This window comes from Spinactinospora alkalitolerans, from assembly GCF_013408795.1.
Classification (GTDB): Bacteria; Actinomycetota; Actinomycetes; order Streptosporangiales; family Streptosporangiaceae; genus Spinactinospora; species Spinactinospora alkalitolerans.
In genome coordinates this window covers 2,260,136-2,282,728 of record NZ_JACCCC010000001.1, presented here as the reverse complement: position 1 = coordinate 2,282,728, position 22,593 = coordinate 2,260,136, and the positions used below count along the sequence as shown (strand labels likewise).

The following is a 22,593-nucleotide window of genomic DNA, read 5'->3' as shown; positions in this document are numbered from 1 at the left end:
GGGCCGCCGGATGAGCGAAACAGCGAGAGTGCGGACCCAATGGGCCCGCACTCTCGCGGCAGCCTTCCGAACAGGCGGTGAGCGGCCGCCTCACTGATGTTTGACGATCGGGTTCGCACAGGGGCCGGCTGTCGCAGTGCGCGCAGCGCCGGCGGCACAGCAGGTCCGAGCCCTGGGAATCTCACCCCGACCCGCGAACGCGGCGGTCAAAGCTCGATCAGGCGGCGCCGGACTCCGCGGCCAGCCGCCGCAGCCGGTCCAGGTCGACCTCCTCCAGGGAGTCGAGCACGACGCGCCGCGGCGCCGGTTCGACCGGCACCAGGTGCGGAACCGCCACCGTGACGCAGCCGGCGGCCCCGGCGGCGGCGACGCCGGCCGGGGAGTCCTCCAGCACCACGCAGCGGGCCGGGTCCACGCCCAGCAGCCGGGCGGCCTTCAGGTAGGGCTCGGGGTGCGGCTTGTTCCGTTCGACCTCGTCGCCGGCCACGGTGAGGTCGAAGTGCTCGGCGCCGATCGCGGTGATCGAGACCTCCAGCAGCGGACGGTGCGTGGAGGTCACCAGCGCCTTCGGCAGGCCGGACTCGCTGACCTGGGTCAGCAGCCTCTTCGCCCCGGGCATCAGCTCGGGGCCGGCGGCCAGGCGGCGGCGCATGGACGCCGCCAGCATCGCCATGACCTCATCGGGCCCGATCGGCGCCCCGGTCAGCTCGACGATGTAGGCCGCGGCGGTCTGCGCCGACCCGCCGATGTTGGCCCGCTGGTCCTCGACCGTCCAGACCCCGCCGAGCTCGGCGACCACCTCGCTCTCGGCGGCCATCCACATGCCCTCGGTGTCGATCAGCGTGCCGTCCATGTCGAACAGCACCGCCTGCAGGGCGGTGTCGTCCGGGACGGGGGGCGCGGCGACGGAAGGATCGGTGAAGGTCATGCGTTGAAGTATTTCGCCTCGGGGTGATGGATGACGATCGCGTCGGTGGCCTGTTCGGGAACAAGTTGGAACTCTTCGGACAACGTCACACCGACCCGCTCGGGTTCCAGCAGCCGCATGATCTTCGCGCGGTCCTCCAGGTTCGGGCAGGCGCCGTAGCCCAGCGAGAACCGCGCGCCCCGGTAGCCCAGTTTGAAGAACGCCTCCAGCTCCGCGGGGTCGTCCCCGGCGAAGCCCAGCTCGGCGCGTACCCGCGTGTGCCAGTACTCCGCCAGCGCCTCGGTGAGCTGCACCGAGAGGCCGTGCAGCTCCAGGTAGTCGCGGTAGGCGTTCTTCTCGAACAGCTCCTGGGTGGCCTTGCTGATCGCGCTGCCGACCGTGACGACCTGGAAGGCCACCACGTCGGTCTCGCCCGAGGACTTCGGGCGGAAGTAGTCGGCCAGGCACAGGTGCCGGTCGCGCCGCTGCCGGGGGAAGGTGAAGCGGGTGCGCTCGGAGCCGTCGTCGTCGAGCACCACGAGGTCGTCGCCCTCGCTGTGGCAGGGGTAGTAGCCGTAGACGACGGACGCCTCCAGCAGGCCCTCGGTCTGCATCCGGTCCAGCCACATGCGCATGCGCGGCCGGCCCTCGGTCTCGACCAGCTCCTCGTAGCTCGGGCCGCCGCCGCGCGAGCCCTTGAGCCCCCACTGGCCCATGAACGTGGCCCGCTCGTCCAGGTAGGCGGCGTAGTCGGCGAGCGGGACGCCCTTGCTGATGCGGTCGCCCCAGAACGGCGGCTCGGGCACCCGGTTGTCGACGGCCACGTCGCTGCGCTCCGGCATGTCCTCGGGCTCGGTGACCTGGAGCTTGGCGGCGCTCTTGACCCGGCGCTTGCGCAGCGCGGGCAGCTCGGCGCCCTCGACGCCGCGCTTGACCGCCATGAACGCGTCCATCAGCCGCAGGCCCTCGAAGGCGTCGCGGGCGTAGCGGACCTCCCCGGGGAACATCTCGGCGAGGTCCTGCTCGACGTAGGAGCGGGTGAGCGCGGCGCCGCCCAGCAGCACAGGGAAGCGGTCGGAGAGCCCGCGGGACTCCATCTCCTCCAGGTTCTCCTTCATGATCACCGTGGACTTCACCAGCAGGCCGGACATGCCGATGACGTCGGCGCGCTGCTCCTCGGCCGCCTCGATGATCGCCGACACCGGCTGCTTGATGCCGAGGTTGACGACGTCGTAGCCGTTGTTGGACAGGATGATGTCGACGAGGTTCTTGCCGATGTCGTGCACGTCGCCCTTGACCGTGGCGAGCACGATGCGGCCCTTGCCGTCGTCGTCGCTCTTCTCCATGTGCGGTTCGAGGTGGGCCACGGCGGCCTTCATGACCTCGGCCGACTTCAGCACGAAGGGCAGCTGCATCTCGCCGGAGCCGAACAGTTCGCCGACGACCTTCATCCCGGCCAGCAGCGTGTCGTTGACGATCTGCAGCGCGGGGCGCTGGGTCAGCGCCTCGTCGAGGTCGGCCTCCATGCCGACCATCTCGCCGTCGATGATGCGCCGCTCCAGCCGGTCCCACAGCGGCAGCGCGGCCAGCTCCTCGGCGCGCGAGGCCTTGAGCTGCTGGGCGTCCACGCCCTCGAACAGCTCCAGGAACCTCTGCAGCGGGTCGTAGTCCCCGGTGCGCCGGTCGTAGACCATGTCGAGGGCGACCTGGCGCTGCTCCTCGGGGATCCGGTTCATCGGCAGGATCTTGGAGGCGTGCACGATCGCGGAGTCCAGGCCCGCCTCGGCGCACTCGTGCAGGAACACCGAGTTCAGCACGATGCGCGCGGCCGGGTTGAGGCCGAAGGAGACGTTGGACAGCCCCAGCGTGGTCTGCACGTCGGGGTGGCGCCGCTTGAGCTCGCGGATCGCCTCGACGGTCTCCAGCGCGTCGCGGCGCGACTCGTCCTGACCGGTGGCGATGGTGAAGGTCAGGCAGTCGATGAGGATGTCGGACTCGCGGATGCCGTATCTGCCGCCCAGGTCGCTGATCAGCCGCTGGGCGATCTCGACCTTCTTGTCGGCGGTGCGCGCCTGGCCCTGCTCGTCGATGGTCAGCGCGACGAGGGCCGCGCCGTGCTCGACCGCGAGCGAGGCGATCCTGTCGAACCGCGAACCGGAGGCGTCGCCGTCCTCGTAGTTGACGGAGTTGAGCACGGCGCGCCCGCCGATCATCTCCAGACCGGCCTGCAGGACGTCGGGCTCGGTGGAGTCGAGCATCAGCGGCAGGGTGGAAGCTGTGGCCAGCCGGGAGGCCAGCTCCCGCATGTCGCGCGCGCCGTCGCGGCCGACGTAGTCGACGTTGAGGTCGAGCAGGTGGGCGCCGTCGCGGATCTGGTCGCGGGCGATCTCGATGCAGTCGTCGTAGCGCTCCGCGACCATGGCCTCGCGGAACAGCTTGGAGCCGTTGGCGTTGGTCCGCTCGCCGATGGCGAGGTAGCTGGTGTCCTGGCGGAACGGCACGCTCTGGTACACCGAGGCCGCGGCGGCCTCGGTGCGGGGGGTGCGGTTCTTCACGCCGCGCCCGGACACGCGCTCGACGACCTGGCGCAGGTGCTCGGGGGTGGTGCCGCAGCACCCTCCGGCCAGGGACAGCCCGAACTCGCCGGTGAAGGTGTCGTGGGCGTCGGCCAGTTCGTGCGGCTGCAGCGGGTAGACCGCGCCGTCCGTGCCGAGCTCGGGCAGGCCGGCGTTGGGCATGCAGGAGATGGGCACCCGGGCGTGCTGGGAGAGGTAGCGCAGGTGCTCGCTCATCTCCGCGGGGCCGGTGGCGCAGTTCAACCCGATCACGTCGATGCCCAGCGGCTCCAGCGCGGTCAGCGCCGCACCGATCTCCGAGCCGATCAGCATCGTGCCGGTCGTCTCGATGGTGACCTGCGCGATGATCGTGATGCCGGAGCCCGCCGCGCGGCGCGCCCGCTGCGCGCCGACGACGGCGGCCTTGGTCTGCAGCAGGTCCTGGCAGGTCTCGATCAGAATGGCGTCGGCCCCGCCGTCGATCAGGCCCTTGGCGCACTGCTCGTAGTAGTCGCGCAGCGTGGTGAAGTGCGCGTGGCCGAGCGTGGGCAGCTTCGTGCCGGGGCCGACCGAGCCGAGCACGTAGCGGGGGTGGTCGGCCGAGGAGTACTCGTCGGCGACCTCCTTGGCCAGTCGGGCGCCGGACTCGGCCAGCTCGTAGGTCCGCTCGACGATGTCGTATTCGCCGAGGTTTCCGAAGTTCGCGCCGAAGGTGTTGGTCTCGACGCAGTCGACGCCCACGTCGAAGAATGCGGCGTGCGTGGACCGCACCACATCAGGGCGAGTGACGTTGAGGATCTCGTTACAGCCTTCGTGCCCTTGAAAATCGTCCAGACCGAGGTCGTGTACCTGCAGCATGGTGCCCATCGCCCCGTCGGCCACGATGACGCGTTGTGCGAGGGCATCCCGGAAGGAGAGTCGAGAACTCATAATCCTTAACTGTAGTGTCAGGGGACCGGCCCCGTCGGAGGCGGGCGGCGCAGAGGATCGCCCCGGCGAAGAGAGCGGTGGTCGGCGCGGTCGTGTCCGGATCCGGCCCGGCCCGACGATAGCGCACGGCCGGCGCGCGCCCGGCCGCCTCTCCCCCGCCCCGGCCCCGCTGGTCGGCGCGGCACGGCGGAACAACATGCGGCGCCGCGCTGTTGTGCCCAGGGTGATGTACAGCGATCCGGTCGGCGCGGCCGCGCCCAGCCCCGTGCGGTGGGCCGCCCGACACTTGCCCGGCGCCCTCTGCGGCCCGTGGGGCATAGGACATAGGGTGGTCCTGTCCGGCCGAGCCCGCTTCGGCCACCGCGACGGCATTTCGCTGTCCTCGCGGCGGGCGATCATGGTAGGGCTGGAGACCGCGTCAGTGTTGGTGTTGTCGACCGGAGGGCCCGAGGCCGGGAATCCGGAATGTGAGGAGGCGGCCTGTGCCTGAGCTCGACAGCGTTCCTGAGCTCGTCGAGCCCGTGATGGTGGCCGCGTTCGAAGGCTGGAACGACGCCGGCGAGGCGGCCAGCGCCGTCATCGAACACCTGGCCGCGGCCTGGGACACCGACGAACTGCTCTCCCTCGAATCCGACGACTACTACGACTTCCAGGTCTCGCGCCCCCGCGTGGAGACGCTGGACGGCGAGAGCCGCAGGATCCAGTGGCCCACCACCAAGGTCTCGGTGGCCCGGCCCCGCGGCGGCGGGCACGACATCGTGCTGGTGCGCGGGACCGAACCCAACATGCGCTGGCGCGGCTTCTGCAGCGACCTGCTGGCGGTGGCCCGCGAGCTGGGCGTGCGCAGGGTCATCCTGCTGGGCGCGCTGCTGGCCGACGCCCCGCACACCCGGCCGGTGCCGGTGACCAGCGTGGCCTCGCCGCCGGAGCTGGGACGCAGGCTGCACCTGGAACCGACGACCTACGAGGGGCCCACGGGCATCCTCGGCGTGCTGCAGGAGGTCTTCGGCTCCGCGGGCCTGGAGACGGTCTCGCTGTGGGCCGCCGTGCCGCACTACGTCGCGCAGCCGCCGTGCCCCAAGGGCACCCTGTCGCTGCTGCGCAGGGTCGAGGACATCCTCGACGTCACCGTGCCGCTGGGCGACCTGCCCGAGGAGGCCCGCGCCTGGGAGCACGGCGTCAACGAGCTCGCCTCGGAGGACTCCGACATCGCCGGCTACGTCCGCAGCCTGGAGGAGGCCAAGGACGCCGCCGAACTCCCCGAAGCCACCGGCGAGGCCATCGCCAGGGAGTTCGAGCGCTACCTCAAGCGCCGCGGCCGGGGATAGCGCCGCCCCGGCACCGCGCGAGCGGCGGCCGGGGGCGGCGCCGCTCCCGGCCGCCGCCGTCACCGACGGATCTCGCGCCACTCCCCCGTCGCCAGGACCGCAGCCCAGGCTCCGGCGATCCGGGCCAGGCCGCGGCGGACCTCGTCGACGACGGCCGGCGCCAGCGGCGACAGCCCGGCGTCGCCGGGGGCGATGCGCACCGTCACCCGCAGGCCGTCCAGGATCCGCTGCCCCCGGGCGATCGCCTCTGTGTCGGCGGGCCGCCCCGCCGCCTGGTCCAATTGGGCGCGCAGACCGTCGCGCAGCGCGACGGCCTCGTCGAAGTCGGCGAGCGTGATGGGAATCGCGCCTTCGGGGACGAGTCGCTGCTCGCGCAGGAACCGGGCGAGATCGGCCCGGTCGCCGAGCGCGTCGCCGGTGACGATGAAGGCGTGGATGAGAGCCGCTGCGGTGCTCTTCGTGGTAGGGGTTGCCATGGCTCTATCTCACCACGGAAGGCCACCGCTCGATGACATTTCGCCAGTCCGGTCGGGGCCACGGTCGTGGGGAGCCGAAGGAGGCCCCGGCCCCAGGGGGTTGGTAAGGCCCGCCCCAGGACGGAGAGGCGTGCGGATCCCTCCTTCGGCTGAGGTCGAAGACCCCCGGTGGCCGAGGACAGCGGATAACCGCCGCCCGGCCGTCGAAGGGCCGGGGCCCGCGATCCTAGAGCCGGACCCCCAGCAGGGTGTCGACGGTGTCGCGCATGAGGGCCGGGGCCGCGGGGTCACCGGATCCGGCCGGCAGCGCGGTGCGGGCCCAGGCGTCGACCTCGGCGAGGGCGGTGGCGGTGTCGAGGTCATCGGCCAGCGCGGCGCGGACCCGCTCCAGTAGCGGCATCGCGTCGGGGCCGGCCGGCAGCGCAGCCGCGGACCGCCACAGCTCCAGGCGCTCGACCCCGCCGGCGAGCTCGGCGTCGGTCCACTCCCAGGCCGTGCGGTAGTGGTGGCCCAGCATGGCCAGGCGCACCGCCATCGGGTCGACGCCCTCGGCGCGCAGCCCGGAGACGAACACCAGGTTGCCGCGGGACTTCGACATCTTCTCGCCGTCCAGGCCGACCATGCCGACGTGCATGTAGTTCTGGGCGTGCGGGCGGGTGCCGGTGGCGCAGCGCGCCTCGGCCGCGCCCATCTCGTGGTGCGGGAAGACCAGGTCGTCACCGCCGCCGTTGAGGTCGAAGCCCATGCCGAGCTCGCGCAGCGAGATGGCGCTGCACTCGACGTGCCAGCCCGGCCGGCCGCGGCCCAGCGAGGTGTCCCAGGCGGGTTCGCCGGGACGCTCGGCCCGCCACAGCAGCCAGTCCAGCGGGTCCTTCTTGCCGCTGCGCCCGGGGTCGCCGCCGCGTTCGGCGAACAGCTCCAGCATCTCCTCGCGGTTCAGCCCGCTCACCTCGCCGAAGCCCTGCGAGGCCGCGGCGGAGAAGTAGATGTCGCCGTCGAGCTCGTAGGCCGCGCCGCGCTCGCGGATGCGCTCGATGAACTCCACGATGAGGTCGATCGACTCGACGACGCCCACGTAGGCGCGCGGCGGCAGGATGCGCAGCGCCGTCATGTCGTCGCGGAAGACCTGGATCTCGCGTTCGGCCAGCGCGCGCCAGTCCTCCTCGTTGGAGTCGGCGCGCTCCAGCAGCGGATCGTCGATGTCGGTGGTGTTCTGCACGTAGTCGACGTCGTGGCCCGCGTCCCACCACACCCGGTTGACCAGGTCGAACGTCAGGTAGGTGAAGGCGTGGCCGAGGTGGGCGGCGTCGTAGGGCGTGATGCCGCAGACATACATTCGCGCGGTCGGCCCGGGACTCGTGGTGCGCAGGGCGCCGGTGACGGTGTCGTGGACGCGGAGCGGCCCGCCGCTTCCGGGCAGGCGGACGATGTCGGGCGCAGACCAAGAACGCATACCAAGAGACTATCCGCCCATCTCGGCGGTTTCCCCCTGCGGGGAGGCCTCCGGATGAGACGAATCCCCCTCCGGGGCGGGCCGCCGCACGCCGATGCCGGCGTCACAGGCCGCGCCGGGGGCGCTTGCGCGTGGTGATCAGCCTGACGCTGAACAGCACCGCCAGCACGCACAGCACCGCCAGCACGTCGTTGCCGTAGCGCCAGTGCCACAGCGCGGCGGCCAGCGCGACGACGTACAGCAGCCAGTAGGAGGCGGGCTCCCAGCACGGCCCTGCCGCGGAACGCTCCGGGCCGTCTCGTCCGCCGGTTCCGCGCCGGCGCAGTCGTCGATTGAGCACGTTGGACTCGCAGTTCCTTACCCCGCACGACCCACGCGGATACGGCCGCGACGGTGCACACGATGCGATCAGCCGTCCCATTTCCGGATCGGCCTCAAATAGACGTGTGCGATCTTCCTGCGGTTTACGCCGGAGGGGGCGTGGCGATCGGCACCGCGTGCCGCCGGACGCGTCCCGGCATCGGATCTCCGTCGCCGCCTTCGGCTGGTCCGGCCGCCGTACCGCCTTGACCGGCGGAATCGGGCCGCGACCGTGTCGGCGGCGGCCGCATCACCCGAGAGAGTCGCGACATAAGAGCCGGATAAAAGCCGTCCGCGACACGGCGTCTGTGGTTTTCCGCAGAGGGAGTGGAGTGCGGACACACCCCGGCGTGTGGTGCGGGCATCGCCGCGGCGGCGGTCCGCGCTCCCTTAGGCTCGGCACGTGCGCGCCGCCGCCGCGCGGCTCCCACCGCGGCGGCGCGGGCTCGCCTGCCCCGACCGACCGCCGAGAGGCCCCTTCCCGGTCGCCCCGGACGGACACGATATGGAGAACGGATGCCCCAGCAAGGTGAACCGATGCTCGCCGGAGCACCCGTCCTCGACGAGGTGCGCGGCCTGACGGCCGCGGAGGTCGCCGACCGCGTCGCCGCGGGCCGGACCAACGACGTCCCCGTCAGGGCGAGCCGGACGATCGGCCAGATCGTCCGGGCCAACCTGTTCACCCGGATCAACGCCATGGTCGCCGTGCTGTTCGCCATCATCGCGGTCATCGGCCCCGTGCAGGACGGACTGTTCGCGCTGGTCATCGTGTTCAACACGCTGATCGGCATCGTGCAGGAGCTGCGGGCCAAGCGCACGCTGGACCGGTTGGCGATCGTCAACGCCGTCCGCCCCCGGGTGCTGCGCGACGGCGAGGTGGTCGAGGTCGCCACCCAGGACGTGGTCATCGACGACGTCATCGAGTTCGTCCAGGGCGGGCAGGCCGTCGTGGACGGCGTGGTCGTCTCGGCCGCCGGCCTGGAGGTCGACGAGTCGCTGCTCACCGGCGAGGCCGATCCGGTGCTGAAGCGGCCGGGCGACAGGATCATGTCGGGCAGCTTCGCCGTCGCGGGCAGCGGCAGGTTCCGCGCGACCGAGGTCGGCCGCGCGGCCTACGCCGCGCGGCTGGCCGAGGAGGCCAGCCGGTTCTCCCTGGTCCACTCCGAGCTGCGCTCCGGCGTCAACCGGATCCTGAAGTTCATCACCTGGGCGCTCTTCCCCGTCGGCGCGCTGCTCGTCTACAGCCAGTTGTTCCTCGGCGGCACCGTAACCATGGAGGAGTCCCTGGGCGGCACCGTCTCCGGCCCGCTGGCCGACGCGCTGCGCGGGATGGTCGCGGCGCTGGTGTCCATGATCCCCGAGGGGCTGGTCCTGCTGATCAGCATCGCCTACGCCGTCGGCGTGGTGCGGCTGGGCCGCCGCCACTGCCTGGTGCAGGAGCTGCCCGCGATCGAGGGGCTGGCCCGCGTCGACGTCGTGTGCACCGACAAGACCGGGACCCTCACCGAGGACGGCATGCGCGTCACCGAGGTGCTCGCGCTGGACGGCGACGACGGCGCGCACCCGGTCGACACCGTCCTGGCCGCGCTGGCCTGCGCCGACCCGCACCCGAACCCGAGCATGGCGGCCGTCGCCGAGGCCCACCCCGCCGTCCCCCCGTGGCCGGTCACCGCGGTGGCGGCGTTCTCCTCCGCGCGCAAGTGGAGCGGCGCGAGCTTCGGCACGCCCGAAGGGGAGCGGCACTGGGTGATCGGCGCCCCCGACGTGCTCGCCGCCCAGGAGAGCCCGGCGGCCGAGCAGGCCGAGCTGATCGGCGCGCGGGGCCTGCGCGTCCTGCTGCTGGGCCGGGGGGAGGAGCGGGTCGACTCCGCCGGCGCCCCCGGCCCCGTGACCCCGGTGGCGCTGATCGTGCTGGACCAGCGGATCCGCGCCGACGCCCCCGACACGCTGCGCTACTTCGCCGACCAGGACGTCGAGGTCAAGGTCGTCTCGGGCGACAACGCGACCTCGGTCGGCGCGGTCGCCCGAGAACTGGAGCTGCCCGGGGCGCACTCCCCCGCCGACGCCCGCGACCTGCCCGAGGACGACGAACGCCTCGCCGAGGCGGTGGACGGGGGCTCGGTCTTCGGCCGGGTCTCCCCCGAACGCAAGCGGTCGATGGTGCGCGGCCTGCGCGAGCGCGGGCGCACGGTGGCGATGACCGGTGACGGCGTCAACGACGTGCTGGCGCTGAAGGAGGCCGACATCGGCGTCGCCATGGGCTCCGGCAGCCCCGCCTCCCGCTCGGTCGCCCAGATCGTGCTGCTGGACAACAGGTTCGCCACCCTCCCGCACGTCGTGGCCGAGGGCCGGCGCGTCATCGGCAACATCGAGCGGGTCGCCAACCTCTTCCTGACCAAGACCGTCTACTCGATGACGATGGCCGGCATCGTCGGCGTGCTGGCCGTGGCCTACCCCTTCTTCCCGCGCCACGCGACCCTCATCAACGCGGTCACCTTCGGCATCCCCTCGTTCTTCCTCGCGCTGGCCCCCAACGTCGAGCGCGCCCGCCCCGGCTTCGTCTCCCGCACCCTGCGCCTGGCCGTTCCCGCGGGACTGATCAGCGGCGCGGCCGCGATCACCACCTACCTGATGGTGCTGGACGGTGCGGCGACGCCCGAACTCACCGACCGCACCGCGGTCGTCATCACCCTGTGCGCGACCACGCTGTGGGTGCTGCTGCTGGTGGCCAAGCCCTACGTGTGGTGGAAGGCGGGTCTCGTCGCGGCGATGGTCGGCCTGCTGCTCACCGCCATGCTGACCCCCGTCGGCCGGGCCTTCTTCGCGCTCGACGTCAGTGATCCGGCCAAGGTGGCCACCGCGCTCGCCGTCGCCGCCGTCGCCGCCGCGCTGATCACCGTCGTCCGCCTGGTGGACGACCGCCTCGTCCGCCGCAAGGAGGGGGCTGAGCGCTGAAATCCAATGCCGCGAAGTTCAGGGCCGGGTGACGGTCGCCAAGGAACATGAAGGTCCAGAGCTCCCCGGCCGGAGCCTGCGGGATCAGGCTGTCGTCAGCGCGCCGGCGACGTGAAAGGCCGCGGTGTCAGCGCCGGCGCGAGTCCGGTGGTCGGGCTCCAGCGCGAAGAAGCCGAGCGAGACCTCTCGCGCGGCCACCGCTGCGCGCTGACCGCGGCCCTGCCGGGCACGCTCGATCACAGGGAGACCTGCGGGACATCGATTGACGTCGACTCGCCGAACCGTTGACTTCGCGGCCTCGGATTTCAGATCGGCGGCCAGGGGACGGAGGGCCAGTCGGGGGAGGGATAGGGGTGCACCCCGTGCTCGCACAGGATCTGCACCCGGCTGCGGAGGGCGTAGCGCTCGGCCTCGGTGAGGTGGGCGGCGAGTTCGACCGACAAGGGGTCACCGGGGTCCAGCAGCCGGTCGCGCATCGCCGCCAGCGCCGCCGGGACCTCCGCCGGCAGCGGTTCGCCCTGCCACTGCCACAGCACCGTGCGCAGCTTGTAGTCCTCGGCGAAGGAGACGCCGTGGTCGCAGCCGTAGAGGTGGCCGTCGGGGACCGGCAGCAGGTGCCCGATCTTGCGGTCGGAGTTGTTGATGACGGCGTCGAAGACGGCCATCCGGCGCAGGCCGGCGTGGCCGCGGTCGCGCGAGAGGGCGACGAGGTCGACCGCTTCATCGCCGTTCACCCAGAGCTGCACCATGCCTTCGCCGTAGGGGCCGTCGCGGTACACGGTGGGCGGCACGATGGCCCAGCCCAGCGCCTCGGAGATCGCGTGGGCCGCGATCTCGCGGCCGGCCAGCGTGCCGTCGGGGAAGTCCCAGAGCGGGCGCTCCCCCGCCACGGGCTTGTAGACGCAGGCGGCTTCGGCGGTGTCGGTGGCGACCGTGCAGTAGAGGGTGATGTTGGAGGCGTCGGTCAGGCGCCCCACCATCGTCAGCTCACCGGTGCGCAGCAGCGCCAGGGCATCGGTCGCCGTGCGGCGATCGAACGACGCGGTCATGACACCCCCAATGTCGGCCGGCCGGATCCGCCGGCGCGCCCCCACCATGGTCGCCCATCGGCCGCGCACCGCGCGGCCGGGTGTGCGCAGGCGCGCGGAGCGGCCCCTCGGCTACAGCCCTATGGGCTTGTAGCCGTTCTGGCGCGGGCAGATGTGCCCGTTCGGATCGAGCGGCTGCCCGCACAGCGGGCAGTTGGGCCGGCCGGCCGCGACGACCTTCATCGCCCGGCCGGCGAAGGCCCGCGCGGCCGAGGGGGTGAGGTGCACGCGCAGCACGTCGCGGGCCTCGGGCACGTCCTCGGCGAAGACCTCGATCTCCTCGCCCTCGGCCTCGGCCTCGCCCTCGCCCTCGCCCTCGGCGGCGCTCTCGTCCAACTGCTGGGCCTCGATGATGACGCGCCCGGAGTCGGCGTCCCAGGCCAGCGCCATGGTGCCGACGCGGAAGTCCTCCTCGATCGGCTGCTCCAGGGGCGCGTCGTCGATCTCGTCCTGCTCGGTCGGCTCGCCCGTCTGTTCCCCGAAGCGCTGCCGGACCTCCTCCAGGAGCTCCTCCACGCGCTCGGCGAGCGCGGCCACCTGGGCCTTCTCCAGCACGACGCTGGTGATCCGGCCACCACCGGTGGCCTGCAGAAAGAATGTGCGCTCTCCCGGCTGGCCCACGGTGCCGGCCACGAATCGCTCGGGAGGGTCGTATTGGAACACGGGCATGCCTAGCACCCTAGAGGATCATGGTTACCGTGGCGATTCACCGGCTCCGGTCTCCCGCGCGGCGCCGGGCGCGGGGGCTCCCGCTCCACCGCCCACGGTGGCGTCGCCGGAGGCCTCGCCCGGGGCCGGGGCCAGGCCCGCCGCGGACTCGCCGACGTCGTTGAGGCGCAGCAGGAACGCGCGCGTCGGGGTGTAGCGGATGGCGGTGATCGAGCAGGGGTCGGCCTGGATGCGCTGGAACTGGTCCAGGTGCAGGCCGAGCGCGTCGGCCACGATCGCCTTGATCACGTCGCCGTGGCTGCACACCAGGTAGACGGGGTCGCGGTGCTCGGCGAGCAGCCGGTCGTTCCAGTCCCGCACGGCCGCGACGGCCCTGGCGGAGGTCTCGGCGAGGCTCTCCCCGCCGGGGAAGCGCGCGGCGCTGGGGTGGGCCTGCACGACCCTCCACAGCGGTTCCGCGGCCAGTTCCTTGAGCGGGCGACCGGTCCAGTCGCCGTAGCGGCACTCGCCGAACCGGTCGTCGACGACGGCATCGGGGCCGCCGGAGCGGGCCTGGGCGATCACCTCGGCCGTCTCGCGGCAGCGCTCCAGCGGGCTCGACACGATCGCCGCGAGGTCCAGTCCGGCCAGGCGCTCCGCCGCGTCCTTGGCCTGCGCGCGGCCGCGCTCGTCGAGGTGGATTCCCGGGGTCCAGCCGGCCAGCGTGCTCCCCGTCACCGCGGTGAGTCCGTGCCGGACCAGCAGCAGGGTGGCGGCGCCGCGCTCCGGCACCGGCTCCTTCGGTTGGATGGCCATGGCAGCCAACCCTAGTAAAGGATCGGTCCGGACCGCGATGGAGGAGAGCCGGTCCGGAGCGCGGCGCCGCGCCGTGGAGGGCCCTATCCGGCGGCGGGGGTCTGCTCGCCGTGGACGACCGCGGGATCGTAGGGCCGGCCCGTGTAGGGGTCGATCGGCAGCCCGGTGCCGGGGTCGATCTGCACGAGCTCACCGGTGACCGGGTCCTTGTGCTGCCCGGTCTCGGGGTCCCTGGCCAGCCCGGTCTCGGCGTCGATGGGCCAGCCCGTATCCGGGTCCACGCTCGCCGACGGGCTGGGCTCGGCCGAGGGCGAGGGCTCGGGGCTCTCGGAGGACTCGGACTCCGCCTCCTGGACGGTCTCTCGGGCGCCGGAGGCGGCCTCGGCCTCCGCCCCGCCTTGGGGGTCGAGCACCCGGAAGCTCACCAGCGTCAGGATCAGGATGCCCAGGGCGATGCGGTAGTAGACGAACGGCATGAAGCTGTTGGTGGAGATGAAGCGCATGAACCAGGCGATGACCGCGTAGCCGACGAAGAAGGCGACCACGGTGCCGATGATCGTGGCGGCCGCGCCGGCGTACTGGTCGCCGCCGATGTCCTTGAGCTTGTAGACGCCGGAGGCGAACACGGCCGGCATGGCCAGCAGGAAGGCGTAGCGGGCCGCGGCCTCGCGCTTGAAGCCCAGCAGCATGCCGCCGGTGACCGTGGCGCCGGAGCGCGAGACGCCCGGGATCAGCGCCAGCATCTGGAACAGGCCGTAGACGACGCCGCGCTGCACGTTGAGGTCGGTCAGCTCGCGGTGCTTGCGGGCGTAGCGGTCGACGATGCCCAGCAGGACGCCGAAGACGATCAGGGTGAGCGCGATCAGCCGCAGATCGCGGAAGGGAGCGGCGATCTGCTCCTCGAACAGCAGCCCGGCCACGCCGATCGGGATGGACCCGATGATGATGTACCAGCCCATCCGGGCGTCGATGTTGCGCCGCAGTTCCTTGTTGCCCAGGGACCGGAACCAGGTGGAGAGGATGTTCCAGACGTCCTTGCGGAAGTAGATCAGGACGGCGAGCTCGGTGCCGATCTGGCTGACCGCGGTGAACGCCGCACCGGGGTCGGGCCAGCCGGAGAAGGCGGCGACGACCCGCAGGTGGCCGCTGGAGGAGATCGGCAGAAACTCGGTCAATCCCTGGACAAGTCCAAGGATGATGGCCTCGAAGATGGACACGGCGGAAGTGACTCCTGGCTGGTCGTTGCTGTGGCGGCGGTCGTGCCGGGGACGGGGGACCGCGCGGCCGGATCGGCCGGCGCCCACGGCGGCTCCCAGCCGACCGGTCGCCCTCGCGGCGGCGCAGCGGTCCTGGGCGGAGGATTCGAGATAGGGCTGGACATACCTCGAGGGGGCGCGCGGCACCGGCTCGACGAGTTAGGGGGCGGACCCCGGCAGCTTACTCCGTGCCCGCCCGCTCCGGCAGCCCCAGGCGTTTCCCGCCGCGACGGGGCGCGGGCCGCCGGTGCGCGCGGTGCGCGTCGACGGACGGTGCTCGCTGTCCCGCGCCCTGCTCCGCCGGCACGTTTTCCGCCCGTCACAACGCCGCCGACACCGGGAGGCGGTACTCTCCGCGCCATGGAACAGCGACAGGTGGGTGGGTCGGGCCTGTGGGTCTCTCGGACCGCTCTGGGCACCATGACCTGGGGCAAGGACACCGAGGAGGAGGAGGCCGCCGACCAGCTCGCCGCGTTTGTGGACGCCGGCGGCACCCTTATCGACACCGCCGATATCTACACCGGCGGCCACAGCGAGCGCATCGTCGGCCGACTGCTGCGCACCGTCGTACGGCGCGACGATGTGATCATCGCCACGAAGGTCGGGCACACCCCGGAGCGGCACCGGCCCTGCGACACCTCCCGCAGACACCTGCTGGCCACGCTGGACGCCTCGCTGCGCCGGATGCAGATCGACCACATCGACCTGTGGCAGTTGCACGTCCACGACCCCGAGACCCCGGTGGAGGAGACGCTCGCGGCGGTGGACGCCGCGGTGGCCTCGGGCCGGGTCCGCTACGTCGGCGTCGGCGACCTGGCCGCGTGGCAGTTCGCCAAGTACGCCACCTGGCAGCGGGCGGGGCAGGCGGCCGGCCGCTCCCCGATCGTCTCCCTCGGCGCGGAGTACTCGCTGCTGAACCGGCGGGCCGAGATCGACCAGCTCCCCGCGGTGGCCGACTGCGGCGCCGGACTCATCGCGTGGTCCCCGCTGGGCCGGGGGGTGCTGACGGCCAAGTACCGCAACGGCGTCCCCAGCGACTCCCGCGCCGCGCTGCCGCACATGGCGCCCTACGTCGAGCCCTACTTCGACGAGCGCAGCAGGCGCGTCGTGGAGTCGGTGTGCACCGCGGCCGACGGCCTGGGCGTCTCCCCCCTCGCCGTGGCCCTGAGCTGGGTGCGCGACCACCCCAACGTCGCGACCACCACCGTGGGCCCGCGCACCGCCGCCCAGCTCGGCGGCGTCCTCTCCGCCGAGGGGGTGGTCCTGCCCCGCGAGATCCGCGAGGCCCTCGACGACGCCTCCTCCCCGACGCAGTAGAACGTAGTGGTAGGTGTTCTCCGCCGATCCCGCGGGATCTGCGGGGGAGGGAAGACGTCCCCAGGCCGAGCCGGCCGTGGCGCCGGATCGCCGCGGGATCGCTAAGCTCACCACACGTGGCGCCCGCGCGTGCGGTGCGCCCGGGCCGGAGCAGTCGCCGAGGAGAGGTTCACTTCGTGGTCGACCCGTCATCGTCGCCGTTGCCCGATGCCGCGGCGCAGCCGGGAGGTACCGACGCGGTCGAACGGGTCCGTGCCGTGCTCGCCCGGATGGGCGCCTCCGCTCACCTCGCCGAAGGGCTCGTCGGCGCACTCGGGCCGGGCGCGGCCGAACAGCTCGGCGACGATCCGTGGCGGCTGCTCGTGCTGCCGGGGGTCACGCCCGAGCAGGCCGACTACTGCGCGCGCCGGCTGCTCGGCGACGCCGCGAGCGCCGACGACCCGCGCCGGGGCCGGGCGCTGGTCGGGCACCTGCTGCGCCGCGCCACCCGCGACGGCCACACCGCCATCGACCAGACCCGCCTGGCCGGGGCGCTGCGCTCGCTGGGGGTGCGCTCGACCGAGCCCGCGATGACGGCGGCCCTGGACGACGGCGACGTGCTGGTGTTCGAGGTCATGCCCGACTCCGACGACGACTTCGACGGCGACGCCGTGCCGGAGATGCCCGACCCCGAGCGGTTCTTCGCCCTGGCCCGCATCGGCCTGGCCGAGCAGGACCTCGGCGAGGGCCTGGTCCGGCTGTCGGGCACCAGCGAACCGATCATGGACTCGGCGACCGCCGCGGAGACGGTCGAGGAGGCGGCGCGGCGACTGGGCCGCCCGCTCGTCCCGGAGATCGCCGCCGCCCTGGTCACGGTGGCGCTGCGCGGGGTGTGCGTGCTCACCCACGGCCCCGGGGCGGCCGGCGGCGTGGCCGAGGCGGTCTCCTACGCCGCCGCGATCGCGGCCGACAGCGAGGTCGGCGTCGCGGTGGCCGCGCCCACGGCGCGCGGAGCGGCGGCGCTGCGCGAACGGCTCGCCGCGGTCGGCGCCGAGGTCGACGTCGCCTCCGTCGCCGCCCTGCTGGAGTCGCACGGCCCGGGCGTCTACGGCCGCGGCGCCGAGCGCCCCGTCGAGGCCGGTCTGGTCGTCGTCACCGAGGCCATGGCGCTGGACGTGGAGACCGCCGCCGCACTGGTCGACGCCTGCGCCGACGGCACCCACCTCGTCCTCGTGGCCGATCCGGCCCAGGCCCCCTCGGCGGCGCCGGGGCAGGTGGTCACCGACCTGATCGCCTCGCGCACGGTCGCGGTGGCGGCGCTGCCCGGCGACCCGCCCGGCCCGCTCGCCCGGCTGGCCGGCGGGGTCGCGGAGGGCGAATTGGAGCAGGTCGAGGCGCCGGGCAGGGAGGTCGTGGTGGTCCCGGCCGACTCGGCGGGCGAGGCCGCGCACCGGGCGGTGCAGCTCATCACCGACTCCATCCCGCGCGCGCTGCGGATCCCGGCCGACGACGTGCAGATCATCACCGCGACACGCGGCGGCGAGGCCGGAGCCGACGCGGTGAACGGCGCGTGCAAGGCCCGGCTCAACCCCGGTCCGGGGGCGCTCAACGGCCTCGACCCCGGCGACCGCGTGCTGCTGGGCGGGCACGGCCCCGGCTACGCGCCGGGCGACACCGGCCTGCTGCGCGAGGCCGGCGACGACGGCGCCGTAGTGGAGCTGGCCGACGGGACCGCGGTCACGGTCGGCGATCCGGGCCACCTGCGCCCGGGCTGGGCGATCCCGGTCGCCGCGGCCCACGGCGGCGTCTGGCCCGCCGTCGTCGCGGTGTTCCCGCCGGAGACCAAGGGGTCGCGGCCCCAGGTCTACACGGCGCTCACCCGCGCCGAGCGCCACCTCTCGATCGTGCACGCGGCCGGCCCGGCCCTGGCCCGGGCCGTACGCGAGGTCCCGGCGATCACCAGGCACACCCGCCTGGCGGAGGTGCTGAGGGAGGGGTGAGCCCGAAAAGGCTCGATGCAGGTCCTTCTGTCATTCGCAATGGACCTGTGTGTGGCAGTAGCCGCGTGAAGTGGACCCGGCGACCTTCCGGACGGTGGGCGAGCCGGGTTTTGCGCTCTTATGTCTTGTCGAGCTGCTGGACACGCTGGAACGACAACCCCAGCAGTCGGGCGGCGTCGCGGACGGACACACCTTGCTTCCGAAGGCTCACGACTGCCTTGCGCTGAGCACGCTCGTAACCGGCCTTCGTCTCCTCCAACTGCTTTCGCAGCTCGGTGAACTCGGCCATGGCCGCGGCCGAGTCGCTTCCCACGGCCTCCTCCCAGTGCCACTCCAAGGAGAAGGAATCGGGCTCGGCATCGGTGAGACCCGAGATCAGGTCACGGACCTCAATTTCGAGGTTGATCAATGTCCGCGTCTCCGTCGCCCCGCCGCGCAGTCCGTCGACAACCGCCACCCAGCGTCCGTCCTCGCGGGTGACGCCCACCCGGAAAGTCGTCATTTGTCCAGCCACCCCTTCCCGAAGAGCGGTTCCAGGGCGTCCTCGCACGAACGAGTGACCGTCTGTGTCATTTGACCGGGATGCCCGGTCAACACACCCGGCCGAGTTCACCTCTCACCGGATCGATGACGCCCCCATATCTCATGCGAGCCCTTGCCTCGTTTGGGCAGGCGTCGAACGATCCACCCTTTTCGCCGCGCATGTGTGCGAACCGCGGCCAAGACCTGTCGAGCACTTCGAGTACCGTTGGCCATACGACAAGTCTAGTGAGATAGACAGTCAAGTGTCTAACTCACTAGACAAAAGAAGGTGCTTTTAGGTCTCCTTCAGGAAAGCCCTAAATCCGGTCCACGAAGCCGCCGTCCACGACCACGTTGGTTCCGGTGATGAAGGAGGCGGCCGGGCTGGCCAGGAAGGCCACCGCGTTGGCGACCTCCTCGGGGCGGCCCAGGCGGCCGCACGGGATCCGGGCGCGGATGCTCTCGTAGAACTCGGGGTCGCTCTCGCGGCGCCGGTCCCAGCCGCCGCCCTCGAACTCGATGGGGCCGGGCGAGACCGTGTTGACCCGGATCCCCTTCTGGGGCAGGGTGCGCGCCAGCGAGGCCGCGTAGTGGTTCAGGGCCGCCTTGATCGGGCCGTAGGCCTTCGGCCCTGACGGCGCGCCGGTGTGCAGCGCCGAGGTGGTGGAGATCAGCACGACGGAGCCGCCCAGCTCCGAGACCGACAGGTAGGGTTCGGCGATCTCGGTCATCCGCACGAACGGCATCAGGTCGGTGGCGAAGTTGCGCTCCCACTGGTCCTCGGTGGCGCTGCCGCCGCCGGAGACGTTGGAGACCAGCACGTCGATGCCTGCGAGCTCCACGGCCGCGCGCTCCACGAAGCGGTGCAGCGCATCGGGGTCGGCGACGTCGACCGCCTCGGCGAGGACGGTGCGGCCGGTGCCGCGCAGCTCGTCGGCCGCCTGCCGCAGCGGCTCGGGCGAGCGGGCGCAGATGGCCAGGTCGGCCCCCTCCTCGGCGAAGGTCTGCGCGATCGCCCGGCCGATGCCGCGGCTCGCGCCGGTGACCACGACCTTGGCTCCGTCGAGTCCGAGATCCATGTGCTCTCCCCCCTGATGCGACCTGATGCGACGACCGCGGAACGGACCGCGGCGGCCCGCATCGCGGGCGCCCCCCATTCGGGGACGCCCGCGATGCGCGCCTGCCGGTCCAGCCTATGCCCGGTGGGCCTAGGCGCCGGTGGAGTGGAAACCGCCGTCGACGTGGACCATCTCACCGGTGGTGGCGGGGAACCAGTCCGACAGCAGCGCCACGACGGCGCGGGCCGCGGGCTCGGGGTCGCCGGTGTCCCAGCCCAGCGGGGCCCGCTGCGGCCAGGAGTCGGCCAGCGTGTCGAATCCGGGGATGCTGCGCGCGGCCATGGTGCGCAGGGGGCCGGCCGAGACCAGGTTGACCCGGATGTCGTGCTCGCCGAGGTAGCGGGCGAGGTAGCGGGCCGTGGAGGCCAGGCCGGACTTCGCCACGCCCATCCAGTCGTAGATGGGGTAGGAGACGCTGTTGTCGAAGTCCATCGCCACGATCGAGCCTCCGCTGTCGCGCATCAGCGGCAGCACCGCGGTGCTGAGCGCCTTCAGCGAGAAGGTGGAGGTGTGCATGGCGGTGGCGACGTCCTCCCACGTGGTGTTGAGGAAGTTGCCGCCCAGCGCGTCCTGGGGGGTGAAGCCGATCGAGTGCACCACGCCGTCGATGCCGTCGACGTGCTCGCCGATGCGGTCGGCCAGGCTGGCGAGGTGGTCGTCGTCGGTGACGTCGAGCTCCAGCACCGGAGGGGCGTCCGGCAGGCGCTTGGCGATCCGCTCGACCAGGCTGAGCCGCCCGTAGCCGGTGAGCACGACCGTGGCGCCCTGCTCCTGGCAGAGCCGGGCCACGTGGAAGGCGATCGAGCTGTCGGTGATCACCCCGGTGACGAGGATGCGCTTGCCCTCGAGAATTCCCATGGAGTCCTTCGTCCTGTTCTTGGAAGTATGGTGGCCGGGCGCGCCCGAGTGGGGCGGTTCAGTGGCCCATGCCGAGGCCGCCGTCGACGGGGATGACGGCGCCGGTGATGTAGGCGGCGCCGTCGCCGGCGAGGAACCGCACCGTCTTGGCGATCTCCTCCGTCGAGCCGTAGCGGCCCAGCGGGACGTTCTTCTTGATCTCGGCCTGCCGCTCCTCCGGCAGGGCCGCGGTCATGTCGGTCTCGATGAAGCCGGGGGCCACGACGTTGACCGTGATGTTGCGGGAGCCCAGCTCGCGGGCGAGGGAGCGGGCGAAGCCGACCAGGCCGGCCTTCGAGGCGGCGTAGTTGGCCTGGCCGCCGGAGCCGAGCAGGCCGACGACCGAGGAGATGAGGACGATGCGGCCGGTGCGCTTGCGCATCATGCCGCGCACGGCGCGCTTGGCCACCCGGAAGGAGCCGGTGAGGTTGGTGTCGAGGACGGAGGAGAAGTCGTCCTCGCTCATCAGGGCGAGCAGTTGGTCCTTGGTGATGCCGGCGTTGGCGACCAGCACCTCGACCGGCCCCTGCTCGTCTTCGACCTGCTTGAACGCCGCGTCGACCTGGGCGGTGTCGGTGATGTCGCACTGGACGCCGAAGAGCCCCTCGGGCGGCTCACCGGAGCGGTAGGTCACGGCGACGTCGTCGCCGCCGGCTTTGAGCTCGCGGGCGATGGCCAGGCCGATCCCCCGGCTGCCGCCGGTGACCAGTACCGAGCGGGACATATGAAGGGCACCTCCAGTGTGCTGCCGAACGCAGCGAGAACCATGTCGAGAACGGACAGCAGGGTATCCAGCTACCCACCGGTAGCCCCAACCGAGGCCGACTGAAAGGCGTCCTCTTCCTGTGAGAACGATCGCCCGCCGGGGGTGCGACGCGTTGGGGGGCGGGTCGGGCGGGTAGTGGTCACGGAGAACGGCGGCCCGGCGGGAGGGGCCGCGGGGAGCAGGAGTTGCGCAATGCCGACAGCGATCGTCGCCACGCCCGTCGACTTCGAGGCCTACGGGGACTACGGCGCCAAGATGACCAGGCCGAAGGGGCCGGCGTTCGAGCGCCCGCCCTACCCGTTCCGCGGCAGGATCGGCTCGGCGGAGTTCCCCGCCGAGGCCGGCCGGTACCACGTCTACGCCTCCTACGCCTGCCCCTGGGCGCACCGCAGCCTGATCGTGCGGGCGCTCAAAGGCCTGGAGGAGGCCGTCTCGGTCGGCATCGTCGACCCCGTGCGCGACGGCCGGGGCTGGGCGTTCCGCGAGGGGCCCGGGCACGGTCCCGACGCGGTCGGCCGCTTCGCGACGCTGCGGGAGGTCTACGAGGCGACCGAGCCCGGCTACGACGGCCACGTCTCGGTGCCGGTGCTGTGGGACAAGCGGGAGCGGCGGATCGTCAGCAACAACTTCCCCGACATCACCCTCGACCTCAACGCCCGGTTCGACGCCTGGGCCCGCAACGACATCGACCTCTACCCCGCCGACCTGCGAACCGAGATCGACGCGCTGAACGACCTGGTCTACGCCACCGTCAACAACGGCGTCTACAAGTGCGGGTTCGCGCCGACGCAGGAGGCCTACGAGGAGGCCGTGGCCGCGGTCTTCCACACGCTGGACGAGCTGGAGGAGCGGCTCTCCCGACGCCGCTACCTGACCGGGGAGCGGATCACCGAGGCCGACGTCCGGCTGTGGGTCACGCTGGCGCGGTTCGACCCGGTGTACTCCACGCACTTCAAGGTGAACCTGCGGCGTCTGGTGGACTACCCCAACCTGTGGGGCTACACCCGCGACCTGTACTTGCTGCCGGCCTTCCGCGACACCACCGACTTCGGCCACATCAAGCGGCATTACTACACCACGCACGCCGCGCTCAACCCCAAGCGCATCGTGCCGGTCGGCCCGGTGCTGGACTTCGACGCGCCGCACGACCGCGCGAGGTTGAGCGCATGAGCACCTGATCGCTATGCGGCGATCGGGTGTGCACAGGGGGTCGGCCGCCGCA

At 72.2% G+C, this 22,593-nt stretch carries 19 protein-coding genes; 5 read left to right on the top strand and 14 right to left on the bottom strand.

The features are described from left to right. Positions 1-217: 217 nt before the first annotated feature. Positions 218-928 (bottom strand): HAD family hydrolase, encoded by a 711-nt coding sequence (locus HDA32_RS10050; RefSeq protein WP_179642936.1) that lies wholly within the window; start codon positions 926-928, stop codon positions 218-220. After that, entirely contained in the window at positions 925-4,392 is a 3,468-nt protein-coding gene (gene metH / locus HDA32_RS10045; RefSeq protein WP_179642935.1) for a methionine synthase, read from the bottom strand. Before metH ends, HDA32_RS10050 begins: the two co-directional genes overlap by 4 nt. A gap of 482 nt (positions 4,393-4,874) precedes the next feature. Between metH and HDA32_RS10040 the strand changes: the two genes are divergently transcribed. Continuing rightward, entirely contained in the window at positions 4,875-5,720 is an 846-nt protein-coding gene (locus HDA32_RS10040) for a PAC2 family protein (RefSeq protein ID WP_179642934.1), read from the top strand. Between the two features lie 59 nt (positions 5,721-5,779). Here the strand turns inward: HDA32_RS10040 and HDA32_RS10035 are convergent, their stop codons facing one another. The 3 genes from HDA32_RS10035 to HDA32_RS10025 all read right to left on the bottom strand — a co-directional run bounded on the left by HDA32_RS10035 (position 5,780) and on the right by HDA32_RS10025 (position 7,989). Then, on the bottom strand, positions 5,780-6,196 hold the full coding sequence (locus HDA32_RS10035; RefSeq protein ID WP_179642933.1) for an ABATE domain-containing protein: 417 nt from the start codon (positions 6,194-6,196) through the stop codon (positions 5,780-5,782). Between the two features lie 226 nt (positions 6,197-6,422). After that, entirely contained in the window at positions 6,423-7,649 is a 1,227-nt protein-coding gene (gene mshC, locus HDA32_RS10030) for a cysteine--1-D-myo-inosityl 2-amino-2-deoxy-alpha-D-glucopyranoside ligase (protein WP_179642932.1), read from the bottom strand. A gap of 103 nt (positions 7,650-7,752) precedes the next feature. Further along, positions 7,753-7,989 carry a hypothetical protein gene (locus HDA32_RS10025; RefSeq protein WP_179642931.1) on the bottom strand — a complete coding sequence of 79 codons (237 nt, stop codon included), beginning with the start codon at positions 7,987-7,989 and terminating at the stop codon, positions 7,753-7,755. 536 nt (positions 7,990-8,525) lie between these two features. On the opposite strand from HDA32_RS10025, the gene HDA32_RS10020 reads away from it, so the two are divergent. Next, entirely contained in the window at positions 8,526-10,964 is a 2,439-nt protein-coding gene (locus tag HDA32_RS10020) for an HAD-IC family P-type ATPase (protein WP_179642930.1), read from the top strand. A gap of 84 nt (positions 10,965-11,048) precedes the next feature. Here the strand turns inward: HDA32_RS10020 and HDA32_RS10015 are convergent, their stop codons facing one another. The 5 genes from HDA32_RS10015 to HDA32_RS09995 all read right to left on the bottom strand — a co-directional run bounded on the left by HDA32_RS10015 (position 11,049) and on the right by HDA32_RS09995 (position 14,733). Next, positions 11,049-11,204, bottom strand: coding sequence for a hypothetical protein (locus tag HDA32_RS10015; protein ID WP_179642929.1), 156 nt, complete (start codon positions 11,202-11,204; stop codon positions 11,049-11,051). A 65-nt stretch (positions 11,205-11,269) separates the two neighbouring features. Next, entirely contained in the window at positions 11,270-12,013 is a 744-nt protein-coding gene (locus tag HDA32_RS10010; protein WP_179642928.1) for an Rv2133c family protein, read from the bottom strand. 111 nt (positions 12,014-12,124) lie between these two features. After that, positions 12,125-12,721 carry an Rv2134c family protein gene (locus tag HDA32_RS10005; RefSeq protein WP_179642927.1) on the bottom strand — a complete coding sequence of 199 codons (597 nt, stop codon included), beginning with the start codon at positions 12,719-12,721 and terminating at the stop codon, positions 12,125-12,127. 24 nt (positions 12,722-12,745) lie between these two features. Next, the gene (locus HDA32_RS10000; RefSeq protein WP_179642926.1) at positions 12,746-13,516 is read right to left on the bottom strand and encodes a histidine phosphatase family protein; all 771 of its coding nucleotides are present in this window, start codon (positions 13,514-13,516) and stop codon (positions 12,746-12,748) included. 83 nt (positions 13,517-13,599) lie between these two features. Further along, positions 13,600-14,733, bottom strand: a complete 1,134-nt coding sequence (locus HDA32_RS09995) for an undecaprenyl-diphosphate phosphatase (protein WP_179642925.1) — start codon at positions 14,731-14,733, stop codon at positions 13,600-13,602. A gap of 399 nt (positions 14,734-15,132) precedes the next feature. On the opposite strand from HDA32_RS09995, the gene HDA32_RS09990 reads away from it, so the two are divergent. Both HDA32_RS09990 and HDA32_RS09985 read left to right on the top strand, forming a co-directional pair. Further along, positions 15,133-16,089, top strand: a complete 957-nt coding sequence (locus HDA32_RS09990; protein WP_179642924.1) for an aldo/keto reductase — start codon at positions 15,133-15,135, stop codon at positions 16,087-16,089. 269 nt (positions 16,090-16,358) lie between these two features. After that, a complete protein-coding gene (locus HDA32_RS09985; protein ID WP_246334832.1) occupies positions 16,359-18,068 on the top strand; it encodes an AAA family ATPase in 1,710 nt (569 codons plus the stop codon). 118 nt (positions 18,069-18,186) lie between these two features. On the opposite strand, the gene HDA32_RS09980 is transcribed toward HDA32_RS09985, so the two are convergent. The 4 genes from HDA32_RS09980 to fabG all read right to left on the bottom strand — a co-directional run bounded on the left by HDA32_RS09980 (position 18,187) and on the right by fabG (position 21,329). Next, a complete protein-coding gene (locus HDA32_RS09980) occupies positions 18,187-18,570 on the bottom strand; it encodes a helix-turn-helix domain-containing protein (RefSeq protein ID WP_179642922.1) in 384 nt (127 codons plus the stop codon). 337 nt (positions 18,571-18,907) lie between these two features. After that, positions 18,908-19,669: an SDR family NAD(P)-dependent oxidoreductase gene (locus HDA32_RS09975; RefSeq protein WP_179642921.1), complete on the bottom strand. Its 762-nt coding sequence runs from the start codon at positions 19,667-19,669 to the stop codon at positions 18,908-18,910. A gap of 129 nt (positions 19,670-19,798) precedes the next feature. Beyond that, positions 19,799-20,566, bottom strand: a complete 768-nt coding sequence (gene fabI / locus HDA32_RS09970) for an enoyl-ACP reductase FabI (protein ID WP_179642920.1) — start codon at positions 20,564-20,566, stop codon at positions 19,799-19,801. A 58-nt stretch (positions 20,567-20,624) separates the two neighbouring features. After that, a complete protein-coding gene (fabG, locus tag HDA32_RS09965) occupies positions 20,625-21,329 on the bottom strand; it encodes a 3-oxoacyl-[acyl-carrier-protein] reductase (RefSeq protein WP_179642919.1) in 705 nt (234 codons plus the stop codon). A gap of 234 nt (positions 21,330-21,563) precedes the next feature. Here fabG and HDA32_RS09960 point away from each other — a divergent pair, with 234 nt between their 5' ends. After that, entirely contained in the window at positions 21,564-22,541 is a 978-nt protein-coding gene (locus HDA32_RS09960; RefSeq protein ID WP_179642918.1) for a glutathione S-transferase family protein, read from the top strand. The last annotated feature ends 52 nt before the right edge of the window (positions 22,542-22,593 follow it).